This is a genomic window from Nocardia spumae (assembly GCF_020733635.1).
Lineage (GTDB): Bacteria > Actinomycetota > Actinomycetes > Mycobacteriales > Mycobacteriaceae > Nocardia > Nocardia spumae.
Window position 1 is genome coordinate 6159989 of record NZ_JAJFZL010000001.1, and the last position, 22965, is coordinate 6182953.

Sequence of the window (22965 nt, forward strand, 5' to 3'; positions counted from 1 at the left end):
TCTCCGGTGGACGGGCCGGCTGCGGACACTCTCGTAGTGGCGATGAGTGGTAACTCGTTGTGGTGGACGCTATTTCACGGTACCCCCGGAGCTTCGGCGAAGATCTGCGTTCGGTGTGCGGGATTGTCGAGCACATCGCGGATCCACAAGCCGAGGTCGAGTTGCGGTATGCGCCGGCGGTAGCGCACGCCGCACACCGCCGGTCCCGCCCGGGTCACGGTCAACTCGGTGTACCGCCGCCCGGCGCGCTGCCAGTGCACGATTATCGCCAGATCGTCGGCATCGATCAACTGGCCGCCCACGCGCACGAACAGCCGGCCGCCGGTGCGGAAGAAGACGACCTCCACCCCGTCCAGATCGCTGTACACACCGCTGAACGGGGCTGTCGGCTCGGCAACCTCGTGCAGCGAGCCCGTCAGCGGATCGACCTCAGCACAACGGAATCCGCCGAATTCCTGCACCAGGATGCGAGGCGGCGGGACCGGGGCGACCGGATGTGCCCGGTGGCGGGCGGGACGAGTTCCGGCGGCGGGGTGCCCGCCGTTCGGCACCGGTGGCGCCATCGGCGGGAATCCGTTCCGGGGGATCTCGTTCCGCGGCCGCGCGTCGGGATGTGGTGGTGGGACACCTGGATCGGGAGGATGTCCCCTCGGCGCGCCGAGGGAGAACGGACGGTCCACCGGACGCTGCTGATCGCCGGGGCGACGGCCGTTCCCGTCGCTGTGATTCGGCGCCGGATTCGCACCGGTCTCCGGGTCGTGGCCGATCGGAGGCCGGGCCGGAATCCGTTGCGACAGAAGCGGATCACCGGCGTCCGGTATGGCGTGGCCGAAGGGATCCGGGACGGGCTCCGCGCCGAGGCCCCGATCCGGGGCGAGGACGCTTCCGGCGCGCGAAAGCCACGGCGGGACCGGGATATTCGGCCTCGGGTCCGGTCCGTCCACCGGCAGCTCCGGCCGGCCCGACACCGGCCGGTCGGGCGCCGCGGGACGATCGTGTGAGCCGTGCGCACCCGGCCGCCCGGGCGCCCCCTCGTGCCCGTGACCGGACTGCTGGTGCCCGCCGGAGCCATGACCGGGACCATGGTGGCCGTGGCCATGACCATGACCATGACCATGACAGTCTTCACCAGGCTTGTGCGGCCCCGGGTTGTGCGGCCCCGGGTTGTGCGGCGGAGGCTCATGTGGCGGAATCGGCGGCGGGGGAAGATCGATATCTTTGCGTTCGGGTACGTAGTCCGGCCAATCGAATTCGGCGTCGTGCGGGACGTGCGGGACCGGTGTGATGTAGGTCTTGCGCGGTCGGCGGCCCGAACCCGCCCGCTCCCGGTCCCCGAATCCCGAATCGGTGCCGCCGTCCTCCGGCCCGGCGGCTGCACCGGACTCGTCGCGGCCACCCGCGTCGGCGCCCTCGGGCCGATTCGGCCCGCCGCGGGGGCCTTCCGTCGCGCGTCCGCACGAGTCGTGCGCGGCGGTCTCGGCCGGTGGCCGGTCGCGGCCGGTTGCCGGTTGCTGTTCCGGTTGCGCGGGGTGCGGTGCCCGGGTCGGCGACTCCAGTGCCGCCACGAAGGCCCGGCCCCGCGAGTCGACGGCGAGGCGGAGGTAGCGGATCTCCACATTCGGATGTGCCAGTGCCTCGGCCACTTCTGGATGGGCCTCGGCGGCGGCCAGAAGTGCGGCGTCGTGCGGCGAGCCGCCGGCGCCGTCGGACCGCAGACCGACGACGATCACCACGGGATGATCGCCGGCGACGATACCGACCCGGTTCGTCACCGGGCGCGCACCGTGGGCCGCCAGGATGTCGGGGCCCGCCGCATCGGTGATGCGATCGGTGAGGGCGAAGACGCGCTCACGCGCCTGCTCGTAGGCATGGGCGGCACGAGCGCGTTCACTGCCGGTCGCCGCGTCCCGTTCGGCCCGCAACCGCGCCATGTCGTCGGTGAGCCGGGCACGCTCGGTCGCCAGCCGCTCGACTTCGCTTCGGCCCGTTGTCAATTCGCGCTGTTCCAGCGGTCCCAGCCGGCGCAGCGGACCCGCACCGGCCTCGTCCCCACCGGCCCGGCCCACACCAGCGGGGTCCGCACCGCTCCGGTCCGCGCCCTGCCGTCCGTCGGCACCATCGAGTGCGGGGCGAACGGTATTCGTACCGCCGCGCAGTTCCCCGGGCCCGCCCTCGTCCAGTTCCCCGAGCCGCCGGTGCACGTCACCACGCAGCCGCCGCAGCGTGTCGGGCAGTCGGCCCGGCTCCACCGCACGGTCGGGCTCGCCCAGCCGATCCGCCCAGAACAAGCGATCTCCCGGGTCGCCGGCGTCGGCGAGCTGTTCCACCCGGCCCGCGCGCAGCAGCAGATCCAGCAGCGGATCGCGCGCGCCGGGGGCGGGCAGCGCACGCCGCACGCCCGCACCGCGCAGCGCCAGCTGCTTCAGCGCCGCCACCGGATCACGCGGCAGTCCCGGGAACCGTTGCCGCACATCGGTCGCGTCGAGGATCTCGGCGGCCCACCGCTCGCGCGGCGACAGCCACGAGGGGTCCGGTGCCGCGGAGTCGGCGGCATACGGGATCCGCGACATCCGCAATGTCTTGTCGCCGTCGTGTTCGGGCGCATCGGGCGGCAGCTCGCCGGGATGCAGCACCTGCCCGTCGCGGATCACCAGGTGCCCGCTCAGCCGCCGTCGGTTGGTATCCCAGTCGTAGCCGTGCCGGGCCGCTTCGAGATCGGCATCGTGCCAGGTGGCGTCGTCGTGATCGGCGAGGTACTTCGCCTCGACGTAGGCGTCGTCGAGGAGCAGGAGGTCCTCGTTGTACGGGCTGGTCCGGCCGTCGCCGTCGCCGATTCCGGTGAGCCGCAACCAGGCATCGGCCACATGCGCCAGCGGGTCGTAGGTCTTCTCGACCAGCCGGCCGGTCGGATCGGCGTGATCGCGTACCCACATCTCGTTGCGCATCAGATGGTCCTTGACCAGCTGGATGCGATCGGTCAGCTGCTCGCGGGTGAGCGGAGTGCCGTCCGGATGCCGGGCCAGATTCAGCGCTTCCAGTCGCGCACCTCCGGGATCTCCGGAATCCAGCAGTGGATCCCGTGCCCGGGTCAGCGCGTCGACGATCCGGTGCACATCGGAATCGCCGGTGTCGTGGGCGAATTCGCCGATCACCCGATCCGCCCAGCGCTGCACGGCGGCCCAGCGAGCGATATCGCGATCCTGCCGCGGCGTGGACCACTCCACCCGATCGCGCGGTGGCACGTGCTCGGCGGCCGACCACGGCCGATGCGGTGGCTGCAGATCGATTCGCGGCCCGGCGCGCCAGCCCTTCCAACCGCGGAACGTCCGCACGATCGGGATTTTGCGCAGCACCGGATGATCGGGGTCGAACGGCCCGTCCGGCAACCGGTTGGTGTGCGCGCGCACCCACTCGCCGATCTCCGGCCGGCGCTGCAGCGGACCGAGCACCCACGGATGTTTGCGCGCCATATCGTAGAGCTGCACCCACCGCTTGCCGATGGTGTACAGCGCGCCGTCGAGCGGCATACCGTGATGGGCTTCCTCGTCCCAGCCCGGCGGCGGCTCCGGCTTCGGTCCGGGCCCCTGATGCCACCACAGTTCGGCGCGGCCGGCCTCGCTCAAGGTCAGGATCTGCTCGTAGCTCAGCTCCGGCCAGTGGTCGGTGAGCAGCTTGATCACCAACGGCTCCACCATGTTCTGGAACGGTTCGGCGCCCAGGGTGCCGCTGAATCCGTCCGGCATCTTCTCCTCTCGCTGCCGGTACGGGATGTGCGAGTTGTCCGAGCCGCCGAAGGCCGCCCAGCCCTTGGGCGGCAGCCGCCAGCCGTCGACCTCCTGCTGCCAGAACTTGTCGAGTTCGGTGCCGGGCGGCAGATCGGGATGATGGGCGCGGAAGCCACGGGCCTGTCCCTCGCGGGGATCGTGCCAGCGGCCGTCGGCGCCGCGCCAGCGCACCATGGTGTCGCCGGTGAAGGGCAGCGTGTCGCCGCCCATCCGCCCGGCCTCGCGCGCGGGCAGTTCCGTGCGGTGGATCTCCACCGGAGCCAGGGCGTCCACGTGCGGCCGGATCTGGCCGGCGCCGTCGCGATCTCCGCCGACCAGTTCACCGGTCACCATCAGCCGATCGATGACCGTAGCGGGGTCCTTCAGCAACTCGGCGAGTTCGTGATGCACTGCGAGCGCGTCGAGTAGCGGAGCGTCGAAACGATCGTCGCCCGGGTGCCGCGGTCCGTTCGGATCCTCGGCCCGCACTGCCACATCCGGATGGTCGAACCCGGCCCGGCCGGCCACGACGACGATGCGGGCCGGGCGCCCTCCTGTCGCGTCGTCGGCGGATGCGCGACCGCGGTCCACCCACACGTTCTCACTCAGTCGATGCAGCGCCGGCGGCCCGTCATCGCCGGTCATCGCATGCCAGTGATCCGCGACGGCATCGGGCCACGCGCCGGTGAGCGCGACCCGCTCGTCGTTGAAACGATCGATCTCGTGCTCGGCGCGGAGTACCGCGTCCTCGGCATCGGCGAGCCGGCGCAGCTTCTCCGGAGTGCGCCGCGCGGGATCGTCGAGGAGACGCGACAGCTCATCTCTGCCGCGCCGCAACGGTTTCACCCGCTGGACCGCGGCCCGGTGCTCATCGGCCACCCGGCCCAGTTCATCGCGGACCTCCTCGGCGAGCGAGGCGTCGTGGCGGGCGCCCTGGCGCTCCAGCTCGTGGATCTCACGATCGATCGCGTCGAGACGGTCCTCGAAATGGAAGAAGCGGTCCAGTGCGGCGGCCAGTTTGTCGACGAGCTCGGTCTGCTCGTGTTCCTGCTCGGGCAGGAGTCGCTCGCGCCTGGCGAGGTCGAGGCCGTCGAGACCCGCGCTGTCACTGATGTAGCGAGTGTTGTCGCCGCGCAACTGCCGCAACGTCTCCGACCAGTGGTTGCGAGACAGATCCGGATCGCCGAACGGCTCGGCGCGGTGGTCGACCTTGGTGCGCCAGAATTCCAGATCGGCTGCCACATGGGCACGTTCGCGGACCTTCGCGTCGAGCGCGGCCTGCGGATTCGATACCGGCGGCGGCGCGGTGTCGGGCGCGGGCCGTGCCGGATCGGGGGCCGGGCGCGGCGCCTCGATTTCCGGCCGACGGTGTGCCGCGTGGTCCAGTTCCGCGGGCGGCTCGTGCATGTCGACGAGCCTGACCCTGCCGTCGACGTCGACATGCGCCCGCCGGAAGACGAACTCGCCGTCGGCGCCGAGCAGCGCGTGGCGGACGGCCGGATCGAGTACCCGGTCCGGATTCGCGCCCGGCGCCACCACGACGAGCCGGTCCGGTGCGCCGTCACGACCCGGAATCAGCCGCGCCACTGCCGCTTTCGGATCCGCCGGACGTCCGTCGGATCCCAGTGGGCGGCCCTCGTGACCGGCCAGCGCGTCGCGAGCGGCGAGCAGCGCCGCGTCGGCGGCGACCCGGTCCCGAGATGCCACCAGGGTCTGGTCGTGCACTCGCAACAAGCCCAGCAGGGCCTTTCCGAGGGCTTCGGCCTCCTCGGCCCGGGCTTCCTCGGCACGCCGGTCCTCGAAGAACGTCTTCAGGTCCGCACGCGGGATATCGGCGCGGTTCCACAGTTCGTCCGCCCGGGCACGGCGCGCCACGATGAGATCGCGCACCGCACCGGCCAGCTCGCGCGGGCGCATCCGCCACGCGTCGTCGATTCCCAGATGTTCGGCGAGCTGGACGATTTTCGCGACATTCTTCTCGACCTGTTCGTCGCGGCGGCCGATTTCCTCCCCGAGATCGCGCAGTTGCCGGCGCAGCGCACGGGTGGCCGGTTCGTGTTCGCGCTCGTCGCCGGCCACCCAATCGCCCGGGCGGCGTGCCGGAACCGGCCGCGCGGCAGGCGCTTCCGCGACGTCGGGATGATGTTCGCTCACCCAGATCCGGCCGTGGTGATCCAGTTCGACCCCGAAGTAGACGGCATCGAACCCCTCGGTCGCGTGCCGGACCCGTTCCCGCGCGGGCATCCGGATCTCCGGATCGCCATGCGCGCCGACACCGACCCAGCGGCCCCGTTCGCCCACCGCGCCGTCGGCCCGCAGACGACCGGGTGCGTCGAATCGCAGTCGCCGATAGGAAACTCCCGAGATGCGCGGGCCACGGTCGTCGAAACCCGCTCGCAGCTGCATCAATTCGCGCTCGGCCGCATGCTGGGCGGCGGCCCGGCGAGTGGATTCGTTCGCCGCCGCCGCGCGATAGCGGTCCACCAGCTGCACGGTCGCACGCCGCTGTCGCTCGGGAATCGGCTCGCGATGGTTGTTCACGGCGTCGCGCACCGCGCGCTGCAGCTCCGGCCGCGACAGTCCTTCCGGGTCCACACCGAATTCGCGGGCCAGGCGCTCCAGGCGCGGCCGATCGACGGTGCGCCGGTCGTCCAGTTCGATGGACAGTTCGGCGCGGCGCTGCGCCGGTGGCGCCAGCCGGTCCCGGACCGCATCGGCGACCTGATGGTCCGATGGCAACGAGACGCCCAGGCGCTCGGCCCGGTGGTCGAGTTCCAGCCGGGCCGCGCCGTTGTCGAGATCGGCGAGCAGATCATGCAGTGCGGCGCGGGCCGCGGGGGCGGCGTCGGTGGCCGCGGCGGCGCGGGCGATCGCCTCGCGCAGCATCTCGCGGCGGATCAGGTCCGGCCGGAGTCCGAGCGCATGCGCCCGGGCGGTCACTCGCGTCCAGGCGCGGACCCGGTCGGCACCCGCATCGGCCAGATCTCGCAACGCCTTTCGCAGGGCACGGGTAACCGGCCGGTGCTCCTGCTGCGGACCGTCCTGATGCCAGGTCCGGCGGGCCGGGGCTCCGCCATCGTTGCCATCGGCGGCGGGTTCCGCACCGGCCTCGGTCCCCGAATCACCGGGCCGGCCACTGTCACCACCCGGCTTCGCGGGCGATCCGCCCGAACCATCGTCCCCGCCCACGGAATCCGCGCCCGGATCATCGCCCTCGGACTTGCCGGCGGAGCCCTCTGCACCGGCAACCCGCTCGGGAGTCTCTGTGCCGGAACCGGCGTCTCGATTCGGCTCGCCCGCACCGGGTTTCACCGGTGCCGCACCCGCCGGTCCGCGATCGTCGCCGACCAGATCCCACAGCCAGTCGGCGCGCTGCGCGGCGAAACGCGCTTCCCATTCGGCCCGGTCGGCGGCCATCCGCGCGTCCCACGCCATCGAGCCGTCGGGGCCGTCGGGATCACGCGCGACCATCTCGTCGGCCAGTTCGCGCATCCGGATGGCGTGCCGGGCCGCCATGCGCGCGGACCAGCTGGCGTTCTCCGCGCGCATGCGCAGTCCCCATTCGGCGGGGGTCTCGGCACGTGGTGGCGCACCGGAACCGGCCGGGTCGGCCGGGGGTCCACCGGTGTCATCCGGGCCGGCCTCACCACGCTCTCCGCCATCGGGTTTCGCCCCGGCGCCGTCCGAGCCGCCGGCGTCGGGCTTCGGTGGCTCGGCCGCACCGCCCGGCGCCCGCGGTGGCCGCTTCGGCGGTCCCTGCGGCGGCGCGGCGGCCGTGCCCTCTCCGTCGTCGCCGTCGTCGCCGTCGTCGCGGGACAGCTCCACATCGCGCTCCACCGCGGCGCGCAGTTCGGTGTCCAGGTCGGCGACGCGGACGTCGTTGTCGTGAAATCTGCGGGTGGCGGCGAGCAGCGCCTCGTGCTGGGCGGTGAACTCCTCGAAACGCCGCCCGAAGTCCGCGCGATTCTCGCCGCGGAGGGTCCGGGCGCCGAGGTCGTCGAACAGATCGTCCAGTGCCGAACTGTCTTTCAGCTCGTCGGACAGCAATTCCTCGGCCGAGATCCTGAGTTCGTGGGCATGTTCGGTGATGTACTCACGGGCGCGCTCGCGCCCGGTCCAGGCCGATGCCCAATCCCGGGACAGGCGATCGATGGCCGCCCGCCGATTCTGTGGCAGATCGGCCACTGCCCGGTGATAGCGGTCGTTCAGCTCCGAAAGCGCACGCAGGTCGACGGCCCGGCGCCGCACCTCCTCGCGCAGCCGGCGGTGCACCTCGTCGCGCTGGGTGGCGTCGAGCCGCTCGTGCTTCTCGATCTTGCCGTCGCGGTAGGCCTCGTAGGCCCGCACGTACTGCTCCGGGGTGGCAGCGGTGAGATCGTGCCCGAGCAACCGGGCCCAATCGCGATTCGGCCGCGAACCGGGCGGAACCTGCTCGTCCGGATCGGGGGCGTCGAACAGCCGCCGGCCGTCACCGACGACCGCGCGCAGATGCTGCAGCGCCTCGGGGTCGTGCATCGGCACGTCACCCTCGAACACCCGCGGATCGGTCGCGGGATCGAAGCGCAGCCCGTTCGTGAACGGGTCCGTATCACTCAGGGCGCGAACGAAATCGGTGACCGCGTCCCGGAGCCCCCGGTTCCCGGCCCGGTCGTGGATGAGCGAGGCCAGTGCACCGGGGTCGATGCCCAGCGGATCGGGCGTGTGCTCCAGCTCCTTGGAGTACTTGCTCGGATGGACGTCGGAGGGGTCACCGCCCAGTGCGCGCACCAGATCGTCACGCGCCCCGACGAGCCGACCCCGATCCTCACCACGGCCCTTCAGATAGCCGGACAGTTTGTCGTAGTACGTGACCAGCATCTCGACCTGCTGCTTACGCAGCGCGCCGCGGGTGCGGGGGTCTGCGATCCGCTCGCCGACCTGTTCGGGGGTCGCGTGCCGCGCATCGTCGACGCCGGTGGTCTGCGCGAGCCGATCACGCGCGTTGGCCAGATCATGGAAGGACTCGATCGCGTCACTGGTGCGGGCGTGATCGAGCAGCGCCTCGATCTGCAGCGCCCGCAGATCGTTGGCGCGCAGTTCGCGCGCGATGAGGTCCGGCGTGATCTGCCCGGGGTCCAAGCCCAGCTCACGCGCGAGATCGTCACGGACGGCGCGGATCTCATCCGGGGTCCGTGCGTGCGGCGCGACCGGACCGGGTTCGGCCGGGTGCTGGGCGACACGCCAGCCGCCGTCGGCGTCGCGGACGAGCAGCCCGTTCACATGGCGTCCCTCCACGTCCACCGAGATCGCGTGGGCGTCGAGGTCGCCGAGATGGCGGACGTGTGCGCGGTTGTCCGCGTCGACGACCACGGTCCACTTCTCCGCCCGCACCTCACCGCTGTTCAGGCGGGCGGCGAGGCCCGGGAAGCGATCCAGCGCGCCGGCCAGTGTCTGTTCGTGATCGCCGTGCACGTCCAGGATCACCAGGCGCCCCGGTTCGCCCGGCCGCGGGGGCGGCAGTTCGCGAACATCGTGGGCGGGGAAGTGTTTCCGGAACTCGCGGACCTGGTCGGCGAAATCGCGGATCTCGCCCGCGCGTTCGTGGACCCCGTCGCGCAATTCGTTCAGGGCGGCGTCGAGCTGATCCGGTTCCAGCCGCGACAGTTCGGCGGCGAGTAGATCGGCCCAGGTCGCACGCTCGTCACGAATCTGGTCGCGCCGCAGCGAATTCTCGAAATAGACCTTCAGGCCCTGGTCGCGGCCGGACTCGTCCTCCGGATCGTATTCGATGCGTTCATCGGGATTCTCGACGTTCAGCACGTCGAAGTCGCGGCCGGATTCGGCGCCGTTGTTCACGCCGCGCCAGTTCAGCATGCCGGGATCGTCGCCCTGGGCGATGATCACTTCCTTCAGGAACCGGCCCAGCGGATTGTGGTCGCTGATCGACTGCGGCCGGTACGGGATATCCGCGTGTTCGGCGTTGTAGCGATGAGCGGCATCGCGCAGTGCCTCGATCACCGCGGCGCGGCGCAGATTCTGGTATTCGGCGGTGTCGAGAGCGCGGCGCAGGGTCTCCGGGCTCAGATCGGTCAGGTCGATGCCCAGTCGATCGGCGGCGGCGCGCAACTCGTCGGCCGGATTATCGTGCGGTGCGGGGGATTCACCCTGCTGCGCCGGATTCTCGGGCAGATCACGCGGCATCGATTCGTCGACCAGATGGCCGAGGCCCACGTCGCGCAGATACTTGTGCATCGCCGCGACCTCGGCCGGATCCGCGTCGTCGTTCCAGTACGCGTACTCGCGCCCGTCGCGGGCGTGCATCGGAATATGCTCGCCCGCTTGCAGTTCCATCCGCGCGGTGAGCCGGTTCAGCAGCGGCGCGTGCTCCCGGTTGATCCAGAGTGTGACCGACTCCTTCAGCAACCGCGCGTAGTTGATGCTGATGTCGTGATCGCCGAGGGTCTCGAGTGCGTGGATATCGAACAGATGCCCGAAATCCTCGGTCAACTCGGTCTGATATTTACCGTCCTGGCCGCTGCCCGACGGGTATTTCGGATTGTGACCCTCGTATCCGCCGGTGAGGCGCTGCCACAGCGAACGCAGCCGGCCCGGCCCGGCCGGTTCGACCTCGGCGCCCGGAGCGCGCTGTCCCAGCTCCACCGGCTCGGCCGATTCGACCCGCCAGTTCCCGCGCTCGTCGGCGACCATGCGCAGCCGCACCTGTTCACCACCGAAGTCGACGACGACCTCGGCGCGCCGCGGCGGCTCCGCGGCGATCTCCTCCCCCGGATCGTCGCGGGCGGCGGAATTTTCCGGATCGTGTGGATTCGTGGGATCCGAAGTGCCGGATTGCCGGTCGGTGTCCGGCGCGACGCCGGACGCGTCGGGATGCCGGAAAACGACGGTGACGCCGGTGTTCTCGCCCAACGGCCCGTCGAGCCCGGTATCACCGCGCAGATCCGGATCTCCGAAGCTGACCTCGGTGTAGCCCAGCTCCTCGGCGAGCATGCCGGTGAACGTCCGGCGCGCGGCCTCCTCCGGTGTGAACCCGTCCTGCACTCCCGCGTTGAAACTGTCCAGATTGTCGGTCAGCGCCCCGCCGCCGTACCACTCGTCCTGGATTCCCTCGACCCGGTCGCCGAGTTCGTTCATCAGGTCCTGGAACATCTCACGCCCGGACGGTGTGTCGGGACCGACCCGGATCTCGTAATGCAGGATGCCGTGCTCGTCGACCCAACCCTTGATGCCGTAGGCGGTGTCGCCGCCGTAGGTGTTGACATAGCTCGACCCGTCCGGCTCGGGCGGTGGCTGTGCCCGCTGCACGGCGTCGGGCGCGTGATCGGCCACCGCCGGACGGATCGCCTCGATGCCCGCCTCGTTCGCTATCCGGTCCAGTTCCGCATCGCGTGCCATCGCGTCGCCGGGCAGATCGTCGCGCGCGGCGGCCCGCTCCCGCGCCTCGGTGAACGCGTCGCGGTAGATCCGTTCCAGCGAACTCACCGGGATCTGGTGATCCGCCTCGCGCAGCTGTGCCAGGGCGCTGAATTCCATTGCGTGCGCCGCTGTTTCCTCGTTCACCATCTGCGCGACGTACTCGTCGCGCGTCATCCGATCGCGGTCGAGGACACCGTCGGCGGTGCCGCGTTCGTGCGCCCGCTCCGCGTGAATGGCGCCGTGTACCAGGGCGGCCATCTGTTCGGCATCGGTGCCGCCGATATCGAGGGTGAGCCGATTGCGCCCGGGTTCGTACCGATGACCACCACCGGACTCGTGCTCGATGGTCACGCCCCGCGCGCGCAGCGTATCGACCGCCCAGGAGCCGACCGGTATGCCGTTCAGCTTCCGCTGGAGCTCGGCGACGATCGCCTCGGACGCCCGCGCCGCGAGATCCTGCGGCTCGACGTGTTCGGCGGGCTCCTCCCGGGCCGGATCCGGCCGGTCGATCCGTTCGTAGCGGATCTCGCCGTTGTCGCGCGTGCGGACGTTCAGATACTCCGGCTCCGCCCCCGGACGGGCCAGCCGCTCGCTGATCTCGGGCGGCGCCGCCCGCATGACCCGCTGATGGTCACCGGGCCCCGCCGCGACCAGGATATGTTCCGGCTCACCGGGAATCACCGCGAAGTGGTCACCGATCACCACGGCTCCCGGGTCGTCGGCGATCATGTCGCCGAGCAGTTGCCGCGCCACCTCCGCGGCCCCGGCCGAGCGTAGCCGGTCGACCTCGGCCAGCGCGTTGTGATGCCGGTCGACGAGGTCGGTCATCCGTCGCAGATCGTGTGCCAGCCGGCGCAGCTCGGCGCCGCGCTCCGGCGGCAGGCCGCCCCGGTCGAGTTCGCGCCCGATACCGCGCAGTTGCTCGGAGATCAGATGCCGCACCATATCTCGGCGCATCGTCGGGTCGTAGGGAATCCGATCGGCCACGCGGTCGGCGATGTGCCGCAGATCCCGCGCGTGCTCGTTCAGCCGCACCGCGGCGATATGCCGTTCCAGCGCCGTCGACCGGATGTGATCGCGCACGGCCGGATCGTCGGGTACGTAGCGGATACTCTCGTCGGTCGGTGTGCGGGCGCTCTCGTGCGCGCGATCCCAGATGTCGCGATAGTGGTCGGCATAGGTTGTGCCGCCGTCGTTCGGCGGCACGTGTTCGAGGTAGTCGCGCAGATGATCGACCGCCACCTCGTGCGCGATCTCGTGGGCTCCCGGGCCGTCGAGCCCCCGCAGCGCGGTTTCGCAGGCCCGGCGGTAGGCGGCCTCGGGTGGCCGTTCGACGATGTCGTAGCCGAGCTCACGCAGTTCCGCCGCCAATTGGAATCGGCGACCGGAGGCCATCGCCTCCTCGTGCACCATCTCGCGCACATAGTCGTCGCGGGACAGCTCCAGCGGACGGTCGGCGGGGGATTCGCCGTTCAGATAGCGTTCGGCGTGCACACTCTCGTGTGCGAGCGTGAGCGCCTGGGCGATCCGGCCGCGGCCCTCGGCGTACACGACCGCGGTGATGTCGCGGCGCCGGAACGACCCGTATCTGCCGTCGGCCTGTGCTCCCCGATCGACGTGATCGCGGTATCGGCTGTCGGTGAGACCTTCGAGAATCCTTCTGCCGGTGCGTGTTCGGAGCAGTAGCTCGTGGACCCGGCCGGTGTGGTCGTCGAGCGCCTGACGGATCCGCACCGCGGTCGGATCCTGCTGGTGCGCAAGGGCCGCCCGCTGTTCCGGGGTGAGCGGGTGGACCGGGCGCCCCGTGCGGTCGAACAGGATCATGTGGGTGTCGTGCAGATCGGTGGGCAGATCCGCCGGATGCTCGGTCACCACCCCCGTACTCTCGTCGCGCACCACGATCCGGCCGCCGCCCTCGTGGATCATGACGTAGGCGTGCGCACCGACGACCCGCCTGCCCGGACCGGCGTGATAGCCGTCGACCACCAGCGCCATCGCGCCCTTGCGCATCCGTGACAGCCGCCGGGCGATCGCGTCGTGATCGCTGACCTTCACCATCCGGCCACCGGCATCCGCCTGGACCTCCGCGGCGGTCATACCTTCCGGTCCCACCGTGCGTTCGGGCACGCGGACGGTTTTGCTGCCGGTGAGATCCTTGATCAGGCGCAGCGCCAGTTCGGCACAGCGACCGCGCGTGGAGTCGCGTCGGGTGGTTGCCGGTTTCGCCGGTTCCGGTGTGCCCTGATGGTCCGGAGCGGGTTGCTCCTCACGACGGGGTCGGGCCTGGGTGTGCTCGCCATCGGCGGGATGGGCGGGCATACCGGGTACGGCCTGGTCCTCGGGGCGGATGCGGCCGGAATCGTCGCGCGTGTGCCGCGCGGTGGTCTCACCGGTCTCGGGATCGCGTGGTCTGGCGACCGATCCATCGTGGTTTCCGTCGGCTGCCGGGCGACGACGTGAGGAGTCACGCCGCGCACCGGATTCGTCCTGTGCCCCATCGGCTTCGGGACGGGGTCCGCCCGCGTCGGCCGACTCGTGACCGGGATGGGGCCTGGCCCCCGCATCGTCGCGTGGAGTTCCGGCTGGGGCGTCGTCCGCCGAATCGTGCCGGGAGGCAGGCCCACTCGATTCACCGGCTCGATCGACGGGCCGAGGGTGAGCATCGGATTCGGCAGGGGGCGTGCCGAATTCGCCGGCTCGGGGCCGCCCGGGATGATTCCCCTCGGCATCCCGGGGCGCATCTCGCTCGCCGGCCTGCTCCAGATCCCTGGGCTCCGCGGTATCGGAATCACGCGGCGCGGAGCGGCCGGGGTCGCGAGCGGCGTCGTCCGGATTCCGCGTACCCCGCACATCCCCGCGACCGGAATCGACATCCCGACCGGGCGAGGACACTTCCGCGCCGGTCTCGCGCGGCTTCGCCGACTCTCCGTATTCGTCCGGCGCCCCGGCTCTTTCGTGTTGTTCACCCGTACCGCGGCGAGACTCGGCCCCCGGTCCTCGATCGGCACGTGATCCGGTGGCACGCTCCCGCGTGGATCCCGCCTCGGCGCGGCCGGGCTCGGCGGTGACCCGCTCCCCCTCGCTCGCGCCGGCCCGGCCCCCGCCGCGCGACGACTCGGAATCGGTCACCCGGGCCTGCACCCGCGAATCGACGGCGGGCCGGGCACCGGACGCATCGGCCGAACCCGCGCGGGCCGGCGTCCGGCCGTCGCCGGCGCCGGTGCCGCGGTTGAGATCGGAGGCAGGGCGCCCATCACCCCCGACGCGGGCGTCGGCACCGCGCCCCGCACCGGTGCGGGGCGCCTCGGAACCGCCGACCGGCGAGGCACCGCGCGCATCGATGGGCGATGCGCCCGTTCCGGCACCGGCGGACGTGCCCGGACCGGACGCGGCCGACGCACCCGGCGTGCTCGCGCCGGGGGTGTCGGCCTGCGAGGGCGGCGGCGACTCCGGTCCGGAGGACGCTGCGCCCGTGCCGGTTTCGTGCGCACCGGGGTGCGATACCGGCGTATCCGAGGTCACGGCAGGCGTCGCATCGTGTCCGGCGCCACCCGGGTGATTCGTCACCGGCATGGACGGCGAATCGTGCACCGCCGGACCGGCGGACGCCGTCGACTCGGGTGGCGCGCTCGAATCCACCGGACCGGATCGGTCCTGCGCCGACGTCCGCGGACTCGGCGGGGAGGATTCCGAATGGTCTTGTGGTGCAGAGTGTTCTGGTGCCGGCCCCGCTCCGGACGCGGGCGGTTGGTGGGCGCCGGCGGTCGTGGTGGGCGCACCGGCCCGGCTGTCGTGCCCATTCGACACCGGCTCACCGCGCACCGGCCCCGGCCCCGGCGCCCCCGGATCACCGTGTACCGCCCGCGTATTACCGTGCGGCGCGACACCATTGCCGTTCGGCACATCAGCGTGCACATTCGGCACGGTGCCGTCGTGCTGAAAGGTGTCCAGACCGCCGATAGTGCCCAGATCCGCACGCGGCGCGTTCAGTTTCCAGAACGGCGAGTTCTCGAAATGGCTGTGCGCGAAATTGTGATTCAGCGCCGATCCGCCACCGGTGATGGCGCCGGCGCTGAACATCCGCCAATCGACGTGGGTGTGCTTCAGATTGTCGAGCGCGGTACCCAGATCGCCGTGCGCCAGATCGGAGGCGAACTGCCAGCCGACCGAGCCACCGAAGGCGGCCGCGGAGTTCACCAGCCCCGAGCCGGCACCGATTCCGGCGCGAGTGAGGTTCACACCCCACTTCGAGGTGATATCCCCGGCCTCGTTGCGGAAGGCGTTGCCGAACTTGCGCCCCAGCGCTTCACCGAATCCGCCACCGGCGGCGCCACCCACACCGGCGGCGAAGGTGGTGACCCCGAGCTGATTCCAGTCCAGACCCTTGCGATGCCCCTGCCACACCTGAAATTCCTGTACCGCGAAGTCCTGCAGCGCGCCCAGGGCCGCGTTCAGCAGCACATGCCGGAACAGGAATCGCACCACGGCGTTCTCGGCCAGCCGGCCCGCCCACCCAGCCATCGCGGTGAGCATGCGCCGGAACATCATTCGCACCGCGACGCGGGTGGCGATGATGATGCCGGCCTCCTCCGCCGGCGCGGTCGGCGGGAAGATCCACACCGCGGCGATATCGGCGGCGGTGATCACCAGCGTCGAATAGAACATCAACTTGGTGTATTGGATCTGGGTACCGCCGCCGTCGACCGAATCGCCGATCTGATCGAAGTATCCCGCCAGCGCCTCCAGCGAATCCTTGCCGGTGCGCATGCCGTCGAAGGTGTCGCTCATCTGCTGGCGGCCGTCACCCGCCGGATAGGCGGCCAAGGTCGCGGACTTGGCCTCGTCCATCAGATGCAGAATTTCGCGCAGCTCGTCCGCGGCGGTGTGCCAGTCACCGGCCAGCGCCCACATCTCGTCTTCGTTGCCGTGCGGCCATTCCATTCCGATGGCAGCACCCAGCCACTCGAGCCAGCTGGGAAACTCGATCATGCGCCGCTCTCCCGGGTCACCAACTGGAGTCGGTGACCCGGCGTTCCGGCTCGACCGGATAGGTCTCGGCATCCTCGAACCGGAGCTCGTCCTCGCCGTAGCCGGCGCTCCGTTCCGGTGAATGCGGCGGGGCCAGTGAGGGTTCCGGTGCGGTCGGCAGCCGCATATCGGGCATGCCCTCGATCAGGTCGGTGAGCTTGGGCAGGCGCGCCCGGCGTTCCCGCAGCGGCGCCATCAGTGCCCGATGCTTCTCGGCCAGATCCTTCGATGCCGCCTGAGCGGCCTCCGTCACCGCGCGCGCGATCTCCGAATAGCTCAGATCCTCGATACCGGCGCCGAATGTGGTCTCGATGACAGTGCCGTCGGCATTCACGCTCACCGTGACCCGCTTCTTGCGCACCGAGGCGGTGCCGGTCAATTCGGCACGGTCACGCTGGATCTCGGCGATCACCCGCAGCTGTTGTTTGGCCTCACCGAGGATTCCCACCAGCTCGGCCTGCATATGCTCGTTGGTCATCGGAAGCCGTCGGTATTGCCGTGCTCCATCGTCTCCAGATAGGTGGCGCTATCGGTCTGGCCGTCGGAAACCTTCTGGAAGGCGTCGGCGAAGCCGCGGGCGCCGGTGACCATGTTGTCGTGCGCGGCCAGATAGCCGTCACCCGAACCGCTGCCCGCGAACTGCTCGCCCAGACTGTCGTCCCCCCAGCAGTTTCCGTAGCCGCTGGTCTTGCCGTGCAGTGTGGTCAGCACGCGCTCGATGTGATCGCGCACATCCTGTGTCTTCCCGGCGGCGGTGCGGAGCTTCGCCACCTCGACCTCGATCTCGTTCGCCATCGTCGGTCCCTCCATCCCACTACCGGCCGGCGCCCGTAGACGTTGGTATCCGACATTGGCAGTGCCGGGAGAATCGTCAGTGGCGCCGACGTGAACGCACGATGGCCGCCGCTGAAAACACCGCGCACACCGGCTGCTTCGCCGCGGACACGCAGGTATCACCGGTGAACGACGGAGCGGTCACCCTCCTGCTCGAAGCGTGGGACCGGCGTCGGCGACTGCCACCTCACCGACTGCCCGACGGCCGCCGGGAGCGTTACCACCATGGCTCCGTGCCCTCAACGGCGACGAACTCGAAAAAGTCCATGTTGCCGATCTCCAGATTGCAGGCGAGCGATCCGATCATGCGGCGGGGAAGGATGGCGGGCTGCCCTGGGGTGTTGTACAAGTCGACAGCGGTCAACGGCCGGTCGGGCTCGGCAAAGGTCCTGGCGTCGGCGAGAACGACCAGCGTGGTGTGTTCCCCGGTATCTGTCGCGGGCGGCGGGACCAGCGCCGGGACCTCACCCGGCAGCAGGCCCTCGAAGGCACGGTCGTCGACGACCGATGCCGTCAGCGGATAGTTGTCCACGTCGATCTCGTCCAGGTCCAGGTCCGCGCCGACACAGCCGTCCTCGTCGGCCCCGCCCAACTCGTCGAGCAGGGCGCGCCACCCCTCCTCGTCGCCGAAGTCGGCACGGACCAGCAACACGTCAGCGGTGGAGGGCAGTGCCGGGAAGGGCCGGCGCGGCGGCGCGATCGGCACGGGAAGGGCCGGTCGGCCGCCGTCCCCCTGGTACATGCCGTACACGTCCATCTCGCGCACCAGATCGTCGAAGGTGAGTGCGCCGCCCAGCAGCGCGGCCAGGATCTCACCGAGCCGGTCCGACGGGACCCGGACCCCGCGCCCTGGTACCGCCGCCAGGTCCACCAGCAGCGGCCCGCCTCCGCCGTACGCGACCTGAATATCCGCCAAGACGGCGACCGGCGGCACCGCGCCACCGTCTACGACCAGCGCCGGGACATTTCCGCCGTGCAGGTAGTCCCACCTGCGGTCCTCGATCGGGCGCAGCCGCACCCCGCCGTCCCCGACGACGAGCACATCGTCTTCCCGGCGCCCCGCGAGCTCGTCGAGTAGCTCGCCCCACATTGCCGTGCCGTCCTCATAGCTCGTACAAATCAACAGCACTTCACCGGTCTCCGCCGGGGGAAGCATGGGATAGGGCATGACACTCCTGTGAAAGTTTGCGGTCGCCTCGCCGTCATCGGCCCTGGCCGTGAGGACGTGTCCCGCAGGGTATCCCGGGCGGACCGGCACCCGCTCGAGGATCAATTCGACCTCTGGAAAACACCCGCGCGCACCGCCCCCGCGGCCGATAGCCCACGATGGAGCGCATGCGAATCCTGGTACAGCGTGTCGCCTCGGCCCGGGTCACGGTCGGCGACGAGGTGGTCGGGCAGATCGACCCCGCCGCGATGGGAGTGCCGCACGGTCTGCTCGCACTGGTGGGCGTCACCGGCACCGATACCGCTGCGATCGCGAAAACCCTGGCCGACAAGCTATTTCGCCTGCGCATCCTGGACGGCGAACGCTCCGCCGCCGATCTGGGCGCACCCATCCTGGTGGTCAGCCAGTTCACCCTCTACGCCGACACCGCCAAGGGACGCAGGCCCTCGTGGTCGGCCGCAGCACCCGGCCCGGTCGCCGAACCCCTGGTCACCGAGTTCGCCAACGCACTGCGCGAACTCGGCGCCACCGTCGCGACGGGCCGCTTCGGCGCGCATATGCAGGTGTCACTGGTGAACGACGGACCGGTCACCCTCCTGCTCGAAGCGTGAGACGGGACTCCGTCGGATCGGCGTCAGGTCGGTATCAGGCGGCCGGACAACGGTGGTTGCATCCCACTGACGAGCGCGGCGCCTACTCCTCCACCTCCTGAAAATCGTTCATTCGCTCGAGAATCAGTTCTGCCTCGGTGTCGATCCAATCGGCCAGTCCGGCCGAACCCATTCCGATCGCGACGGGTGCGGGCTCCTCCAGCGGCATCACATACCGGCCGTCGCCGGGCAGATCCCGCCACAGGCGAGCGACCGAGATACGGCCGCGGGGACCGAATTTCGACCGTCCCTGTGTCACGCGGACGGTGCCGCAGTAGTCGGCGGGAATGTCGAAGAAGACCGAACTGGTCAGGCCGTAGTCGTCATCGTCATCGTCATCGGCGACCATGGAACCGCTGCCCGAGGGCCGAGCGCCGCCACCGCCGCTGATATCGATCTCGATCGGCCCACGCCGGCCGGGTTCGGCGGGCGGCATCAGGCCGACCACGGTCTCCCCCAGCGCCCGCGGATCGCAGGCCACGATCGTGAAACCCTCGGCGTGATTGATGGTTTCACCGGGAATCTGCGTGACCAGGAATCCGCGGGAACCGAGTCGCCCGGCATAGAAGCGCACTCGCTTGCGCGGATTGTCGAAATCGTCGTCCTCCCAGACCTCGCCGCCGATCAGCACCTCGGGCAGCACCATGGTGTCCACGATCGCCTCGAAGGCGCTGTCACCGCGACTCTCCAATTCCGCTCGGGTGCGGCGCCATTCGCGTTCGTAGTCGTCCATGTACGGAATGCGGCTGGTGATGCTGAACATCGACGGCACCAGACCGAAGAACCGGGTGTCGCACAACACCTTGAATTCCAGGTCCGTCAGAGTCCACCTCGTCACTGTCCCTCGCTCACGGCTCGATCACCGGCTTGACCCGGAAGGGGGTGTCGCCCATGGCATCGTCCAGCCAATCCGTGGAGGTCAGATATTTCGGCCGGCGATGCTGACCCTGCGCCCCGGAATTGCCCGCACTCGACGCCGGAGTACCCGACATTCCGGGCTGGCCGGGTTGTCCTGGCTGACCGGCCTGCTGGTCGTACCCGTCGTGCTGTCCCGGTCCGTAGGACGAGACGTCCGCGGGCAGGGACGCACGCGGGAATCTGTCGGGTCGGCGCGGTTCGTCGAGCTGCGGCGGCGGGGTCGTCCCGCCGCCGGATCCGGCGTCATCACCTCCGCCGCCGAAATCGGCGCCACCTCCACCGGCTCCGGAGCTGTCGCCTCCGCCGCCACCCGGGTCGAGTTGCGCGGCGATATCCGACAGTCCCTCCAGACCGGGGGTTCGGCCGAGTTCACGCAGCCGGTCCGCCAGTGCGTGCATGGGATCGCCGGTCCCGGTCCCGGTCAACAACTCGTCCAGGCCGGGGATACTCGACAACAGATTCCTCAGATCCGGATCGCTCGACAGCAACCCCTCCAATCCCGTTGTGCCGGGGACCCATTGGTCAAGTCCCGGAATACCCGCCAGCAGGTGGCTCAGCTGCGGATTGCTCGCGAGCAACTGATCGAATCCGGGAAGGCCGTGCAGCAGTTGCCCCAGCCCCGCCAGGCCGTCGTGAGCCTGCTGCCCGAGCTGGTTCAGTGCCTGCTCACCGCCCGTGAGCAGCGATTCGAGCGGATTGGGCGACCCCGCGCTTCCACCCGACAGCAGGGACGCGAGGGGGTTCGAGGAGTTGCCGGTGGTCCCGCCGCCCAGCAGGGATTCCAGCGGATTCGCACTGCCCGTCGTGACCGATTCGCCGTGGGGATTCACCTCGCCGTTCGTCGGAACCGGGGAATCCTGTTGTCCCGCAAGTCCGGACAACAGATCATCCAGGGAGGGTTGCTGTCCGTTCCTGGCCGCGTTCGCACCGGACTGCGGGTTTCTGCCGAGGCTCGACGGGATCGTCGACGATCCCGACCCGGACCCTGTACCGCTCGAACCCGAACCGCTGCCCCTCGGCCCCGAGTACGGCGTGCTGCTCGGTCCTGAACTGCTGCCGGAGGATCCGCCGCCGGTGTCGCCGAGCCCGTAGGAGCTGAGCAGATCGTTCAGGTTCGGCAGTTGCTGCTGCTGGTTCGTCTCGCCGCCACCGGAGCCGCTGCCGTACCCGTTCCGGTTCCGCGATCCCTGGCCGTTCTTACCGGACGATCCGGAACCGCCACCGTAAGCGCCACTCGAGCCGCCTCCGTACCCGGAGCCGTCACCGTTGTCGCCGCCGGTGCCTTCACCGCTGCCGTAACCGTCGCCACCGCCGGAGTCTCCGCCACCGTAACCGCCACCGTTGCCGGAACCTTCGCCGTTGCCGTATCCGTCGCTGTTGCCGTTGCCGTATCCGTCGCTGTTGCCGTTGCCGTAGCCGTTGCCGTTCCCCTGGCCGTTGCCGTAGCCGTTACCACTACCATTTCCACTGCCCTGGCCGTTGCCACTGCCATTGGTGGCACCCGAACCCTCTTGATACCCGGCCTGATACCCCTCGTTGTAGGCCGCCTGCAACTCTTGCTGATTGGCACCTTGGCCGTTTCCGTTGCCATTGCCCTGGCCGTTCCCGTTGCCATTGCCTTGGCTGTTCCCGTTGCCATTGCCCTGGCCGTTCCCGTTGCCATTGCCCTGGCCGTTCCCGTTCCCATTGCCCTGGCCGTTCCCGTTCCCATTGCCCTGGCCGTTTCCGTTCCCATTGCCCTGGCCGTTGCCGTTGCCGTTCCCATTGCCGTTGCCATTGCCCTGGCCGTTCCCGTTGCCATTGCCGTTGCCCTGGCCGTTCCCATTGCCATTGCCGCCACCCGAGTTGCTGCCGCCACCGGGCTGGCCGGGGATCTCGATCGTCGGAATCGTCGAGATCGTCGATTTCATGGGTTCCGCGTAGTACTTCTTGTAGTGGTCGCGAAATTCGTCGGTGTGGTGGTTCTTGCAGCCGGTCTTCTCCTTGGCTCCGGGCGCCGGCATCGACTTGCGGGTGGCCTCGAGCCAGTCGCTGGTGTAGCGCAGACTCGCGCCGGTGACCTTGATCGCGTCGATCAGATCTTGCGCACTGTTCTTGTAATTGCGCACAGCGTTGACCGCCGCGGTGGCCGAGTCACCGGTCCAATCGTCCTGTAGTTTGGCGATCTGGTCGGCGTATTTGGTCAGATGATCGGACAACGCTTTCGACATGCCGTCCCAGAACCCGGACAGATCCATCGGCGGTTGCGAGTGAATCGTCTGTCCCAGCTGGATCAGCTGGTCCCAGTCCAGGCTTTCGGCGTTCTCGATATTGATGGTGACCTGATCGGTCTTTCCGCCGTAGCCCTGGATCGCCTCGGGGAAACTCGGCATCGTCCAGCTGTCATCCACCATGTCGATGCCGAGGTCGGCGACCACGCTGCCGGTCGCCGTCGCCGTCGGCACCTTCACATTGCTGTTGGTCTTCTTGGGGTTGGCCAGATTGTCGAAGTTGAACTTCGAGCTGTTCTCGTGGGCATCGAAGGTCTTACCGGCGGCGACGAAGGTGTCGTACTGATCGCGCACCACATTCGCATGGGTCATCAGCGAGTCGTACAACGCCGAACCGTGTTTGCTGTACACGCCCGCGAGATCGCGGCTGGACTGCAGGAAACTGAAGGCACCGACCGAGTCCGCGCGAGCATCGCGCACCGATTGCGCCAGCACCTCGAGATTCGCGATCAACAGTGCCGCGGAATCGGTGGCCGCCTTGACGTCCTTGGTATCGAATTTCAGCTTCCCGGCATTGGCCGAGCCCAGCACCTGGGTCCATTCGGTGGTGTCCGCATTCGGCACTGTCATGATCCGCCTCCGAGGCCCGTGCGCGCGCCGTCCTCGGCGGATCTGAATTGGTCGGCTGCCGTTCGCTCACCCTCACCGAATTGGTGCAGGGCGTCGGCCATGCTGTAACCGCCCTCGATCATGTTCTTCCGCGTCGCCTTGTAGCCCTTGTCGCCATCGGCGAACTTCTTGCCGGACTTGTCATTTCCCCACGGCTGATTGGTGGCATCGTTCTCGATTCCGGTCAGCGTGCCGTTCAAGGTGTCGATCACCTCCCGAACCTTCCGCGAGACTTCCTCGGGCAGATCAGCGGCCTTGGTCAGCGCGTCGACATCTACCTCGATACTCTCCGCCATTTGTCAGTCCCTACC

General features: G+C 69.6%; 8 protein-coding genes. 1 reads left to right on the top strand and 7 read right to left on the bottom strand.

Annotated elements, in window-relative coordinates:
- Positions 1-74: 74 nt before the first annotated feature.
- The 4 genes from LKD76_RS27485 to LKD76_RS27500 all read right to left on the bottom strand — a co-directional run bounded on the left by LKD76_RS27485 (position 75) and on the right by LKD76_RS27500 (position 18207).
- Positions 75-16166: a WXG100-like domain-containing protein gene (locus LKD76_RS27485; protein ID WP_227984303.1), complete on the bottom strand. Its 16092-nt coding sequence runs from the start codon at positions 16164-16166 to the stop codon at positions 75-77.
- Between the two features lie 16 nt (positions 16167-16182).
- Positions 16183-16683, bottom strand: coding sequence for a YbaB/EbfC family nucleoid-associated protein (locus LKD76_RS27490; protein WP_227984304.1), 501 nt, complete (start codon positions 16681-16683; stop codon positions 16183-16185).
- Complete coding sequence (locus LKD76_RS27495) at positions 16680-17000, bottom strand: WXG100 family type VII secretion target (RefSeq protein ID WP_227984305.1); 321 nt, start codon at positions 16998-17000, stop codon at positions 16680-16682. Before LKD76_RS27495 ends, LKD76_RS27490 begins: the two co-directional genes overlap by 4 nt.
- 256 nt (positions 17001-17256) lie before the next feature.
- Complete coding sequence (locus LKD76_RS27500; protein WP_227984306.1) at positions 17257-18207, bottom strand: DUF6924 domain-containing protein; 951 nt, start codon at positions 18205-18207, stop codon at positions 17257-17259.
- A gap of 167 nt (positions 18208-18374) precedes the next feature.
- Here LKD76_RS27500 and dtd point away from each other — a divergent pair, with 167 nt between their 5' ends.
- Positions 18375-18818, top strand: coding sequence for a D-aminoacyl-tRNA deacylase (gene dtd, locus LKD76_RS27505; protein ID WP_227984307.1), 444 nt, complete (start codon positions 18375-18377; stop codon positions 18816-18818).
- Between the two features lie 82 nt (positions 18819-18900).
- Here dtd and LKD76_RS27510 read toward each other — a convergent pair whose 3' ends face one another.
- The 3 genes from LKD76_RS27510 to LKD76_RS27520 are packed head-to-tail and all read right to left on the bottom strand — an operon-like array spanning position 18901 to position 22950.
- A complete protein-coding gene (locus tag LKD76_RS27510; protein WP_227984308.1) occupies positions 18901-19695 on the bottom strand; it encodes an ESX secretion-associated protein EspG in 795 nt (264 codons plus the stop codon).
- Positions 19696-19705: 10 nt separating this feature from the next.
- A complete protein-coding gene (locus LKD76_RS27515; RefSeq protein WP_227984309.1) occupies positions 19706-22615 on the bottom strand; it encodes a WXG100 family type VII secretion target in 2910 nt (969 codons plus the stop codon).
- Positions 22612-22950, bottom strand: a complete 339-nt coding sequence (locus LKD76_RS27520; RefSeq protein ID WP_227984310.1) for a hypothetical protein — start codon at positions 22948-22950, stop codon at positions 22612-22614. The genes LKD76_RS27515 and LKD76_RS27520 overlap by 4 nt, the downstream gene beginning before the upstream one ends.
- Positions 22951-22965 lie beyond the last annotated feature (15 nt).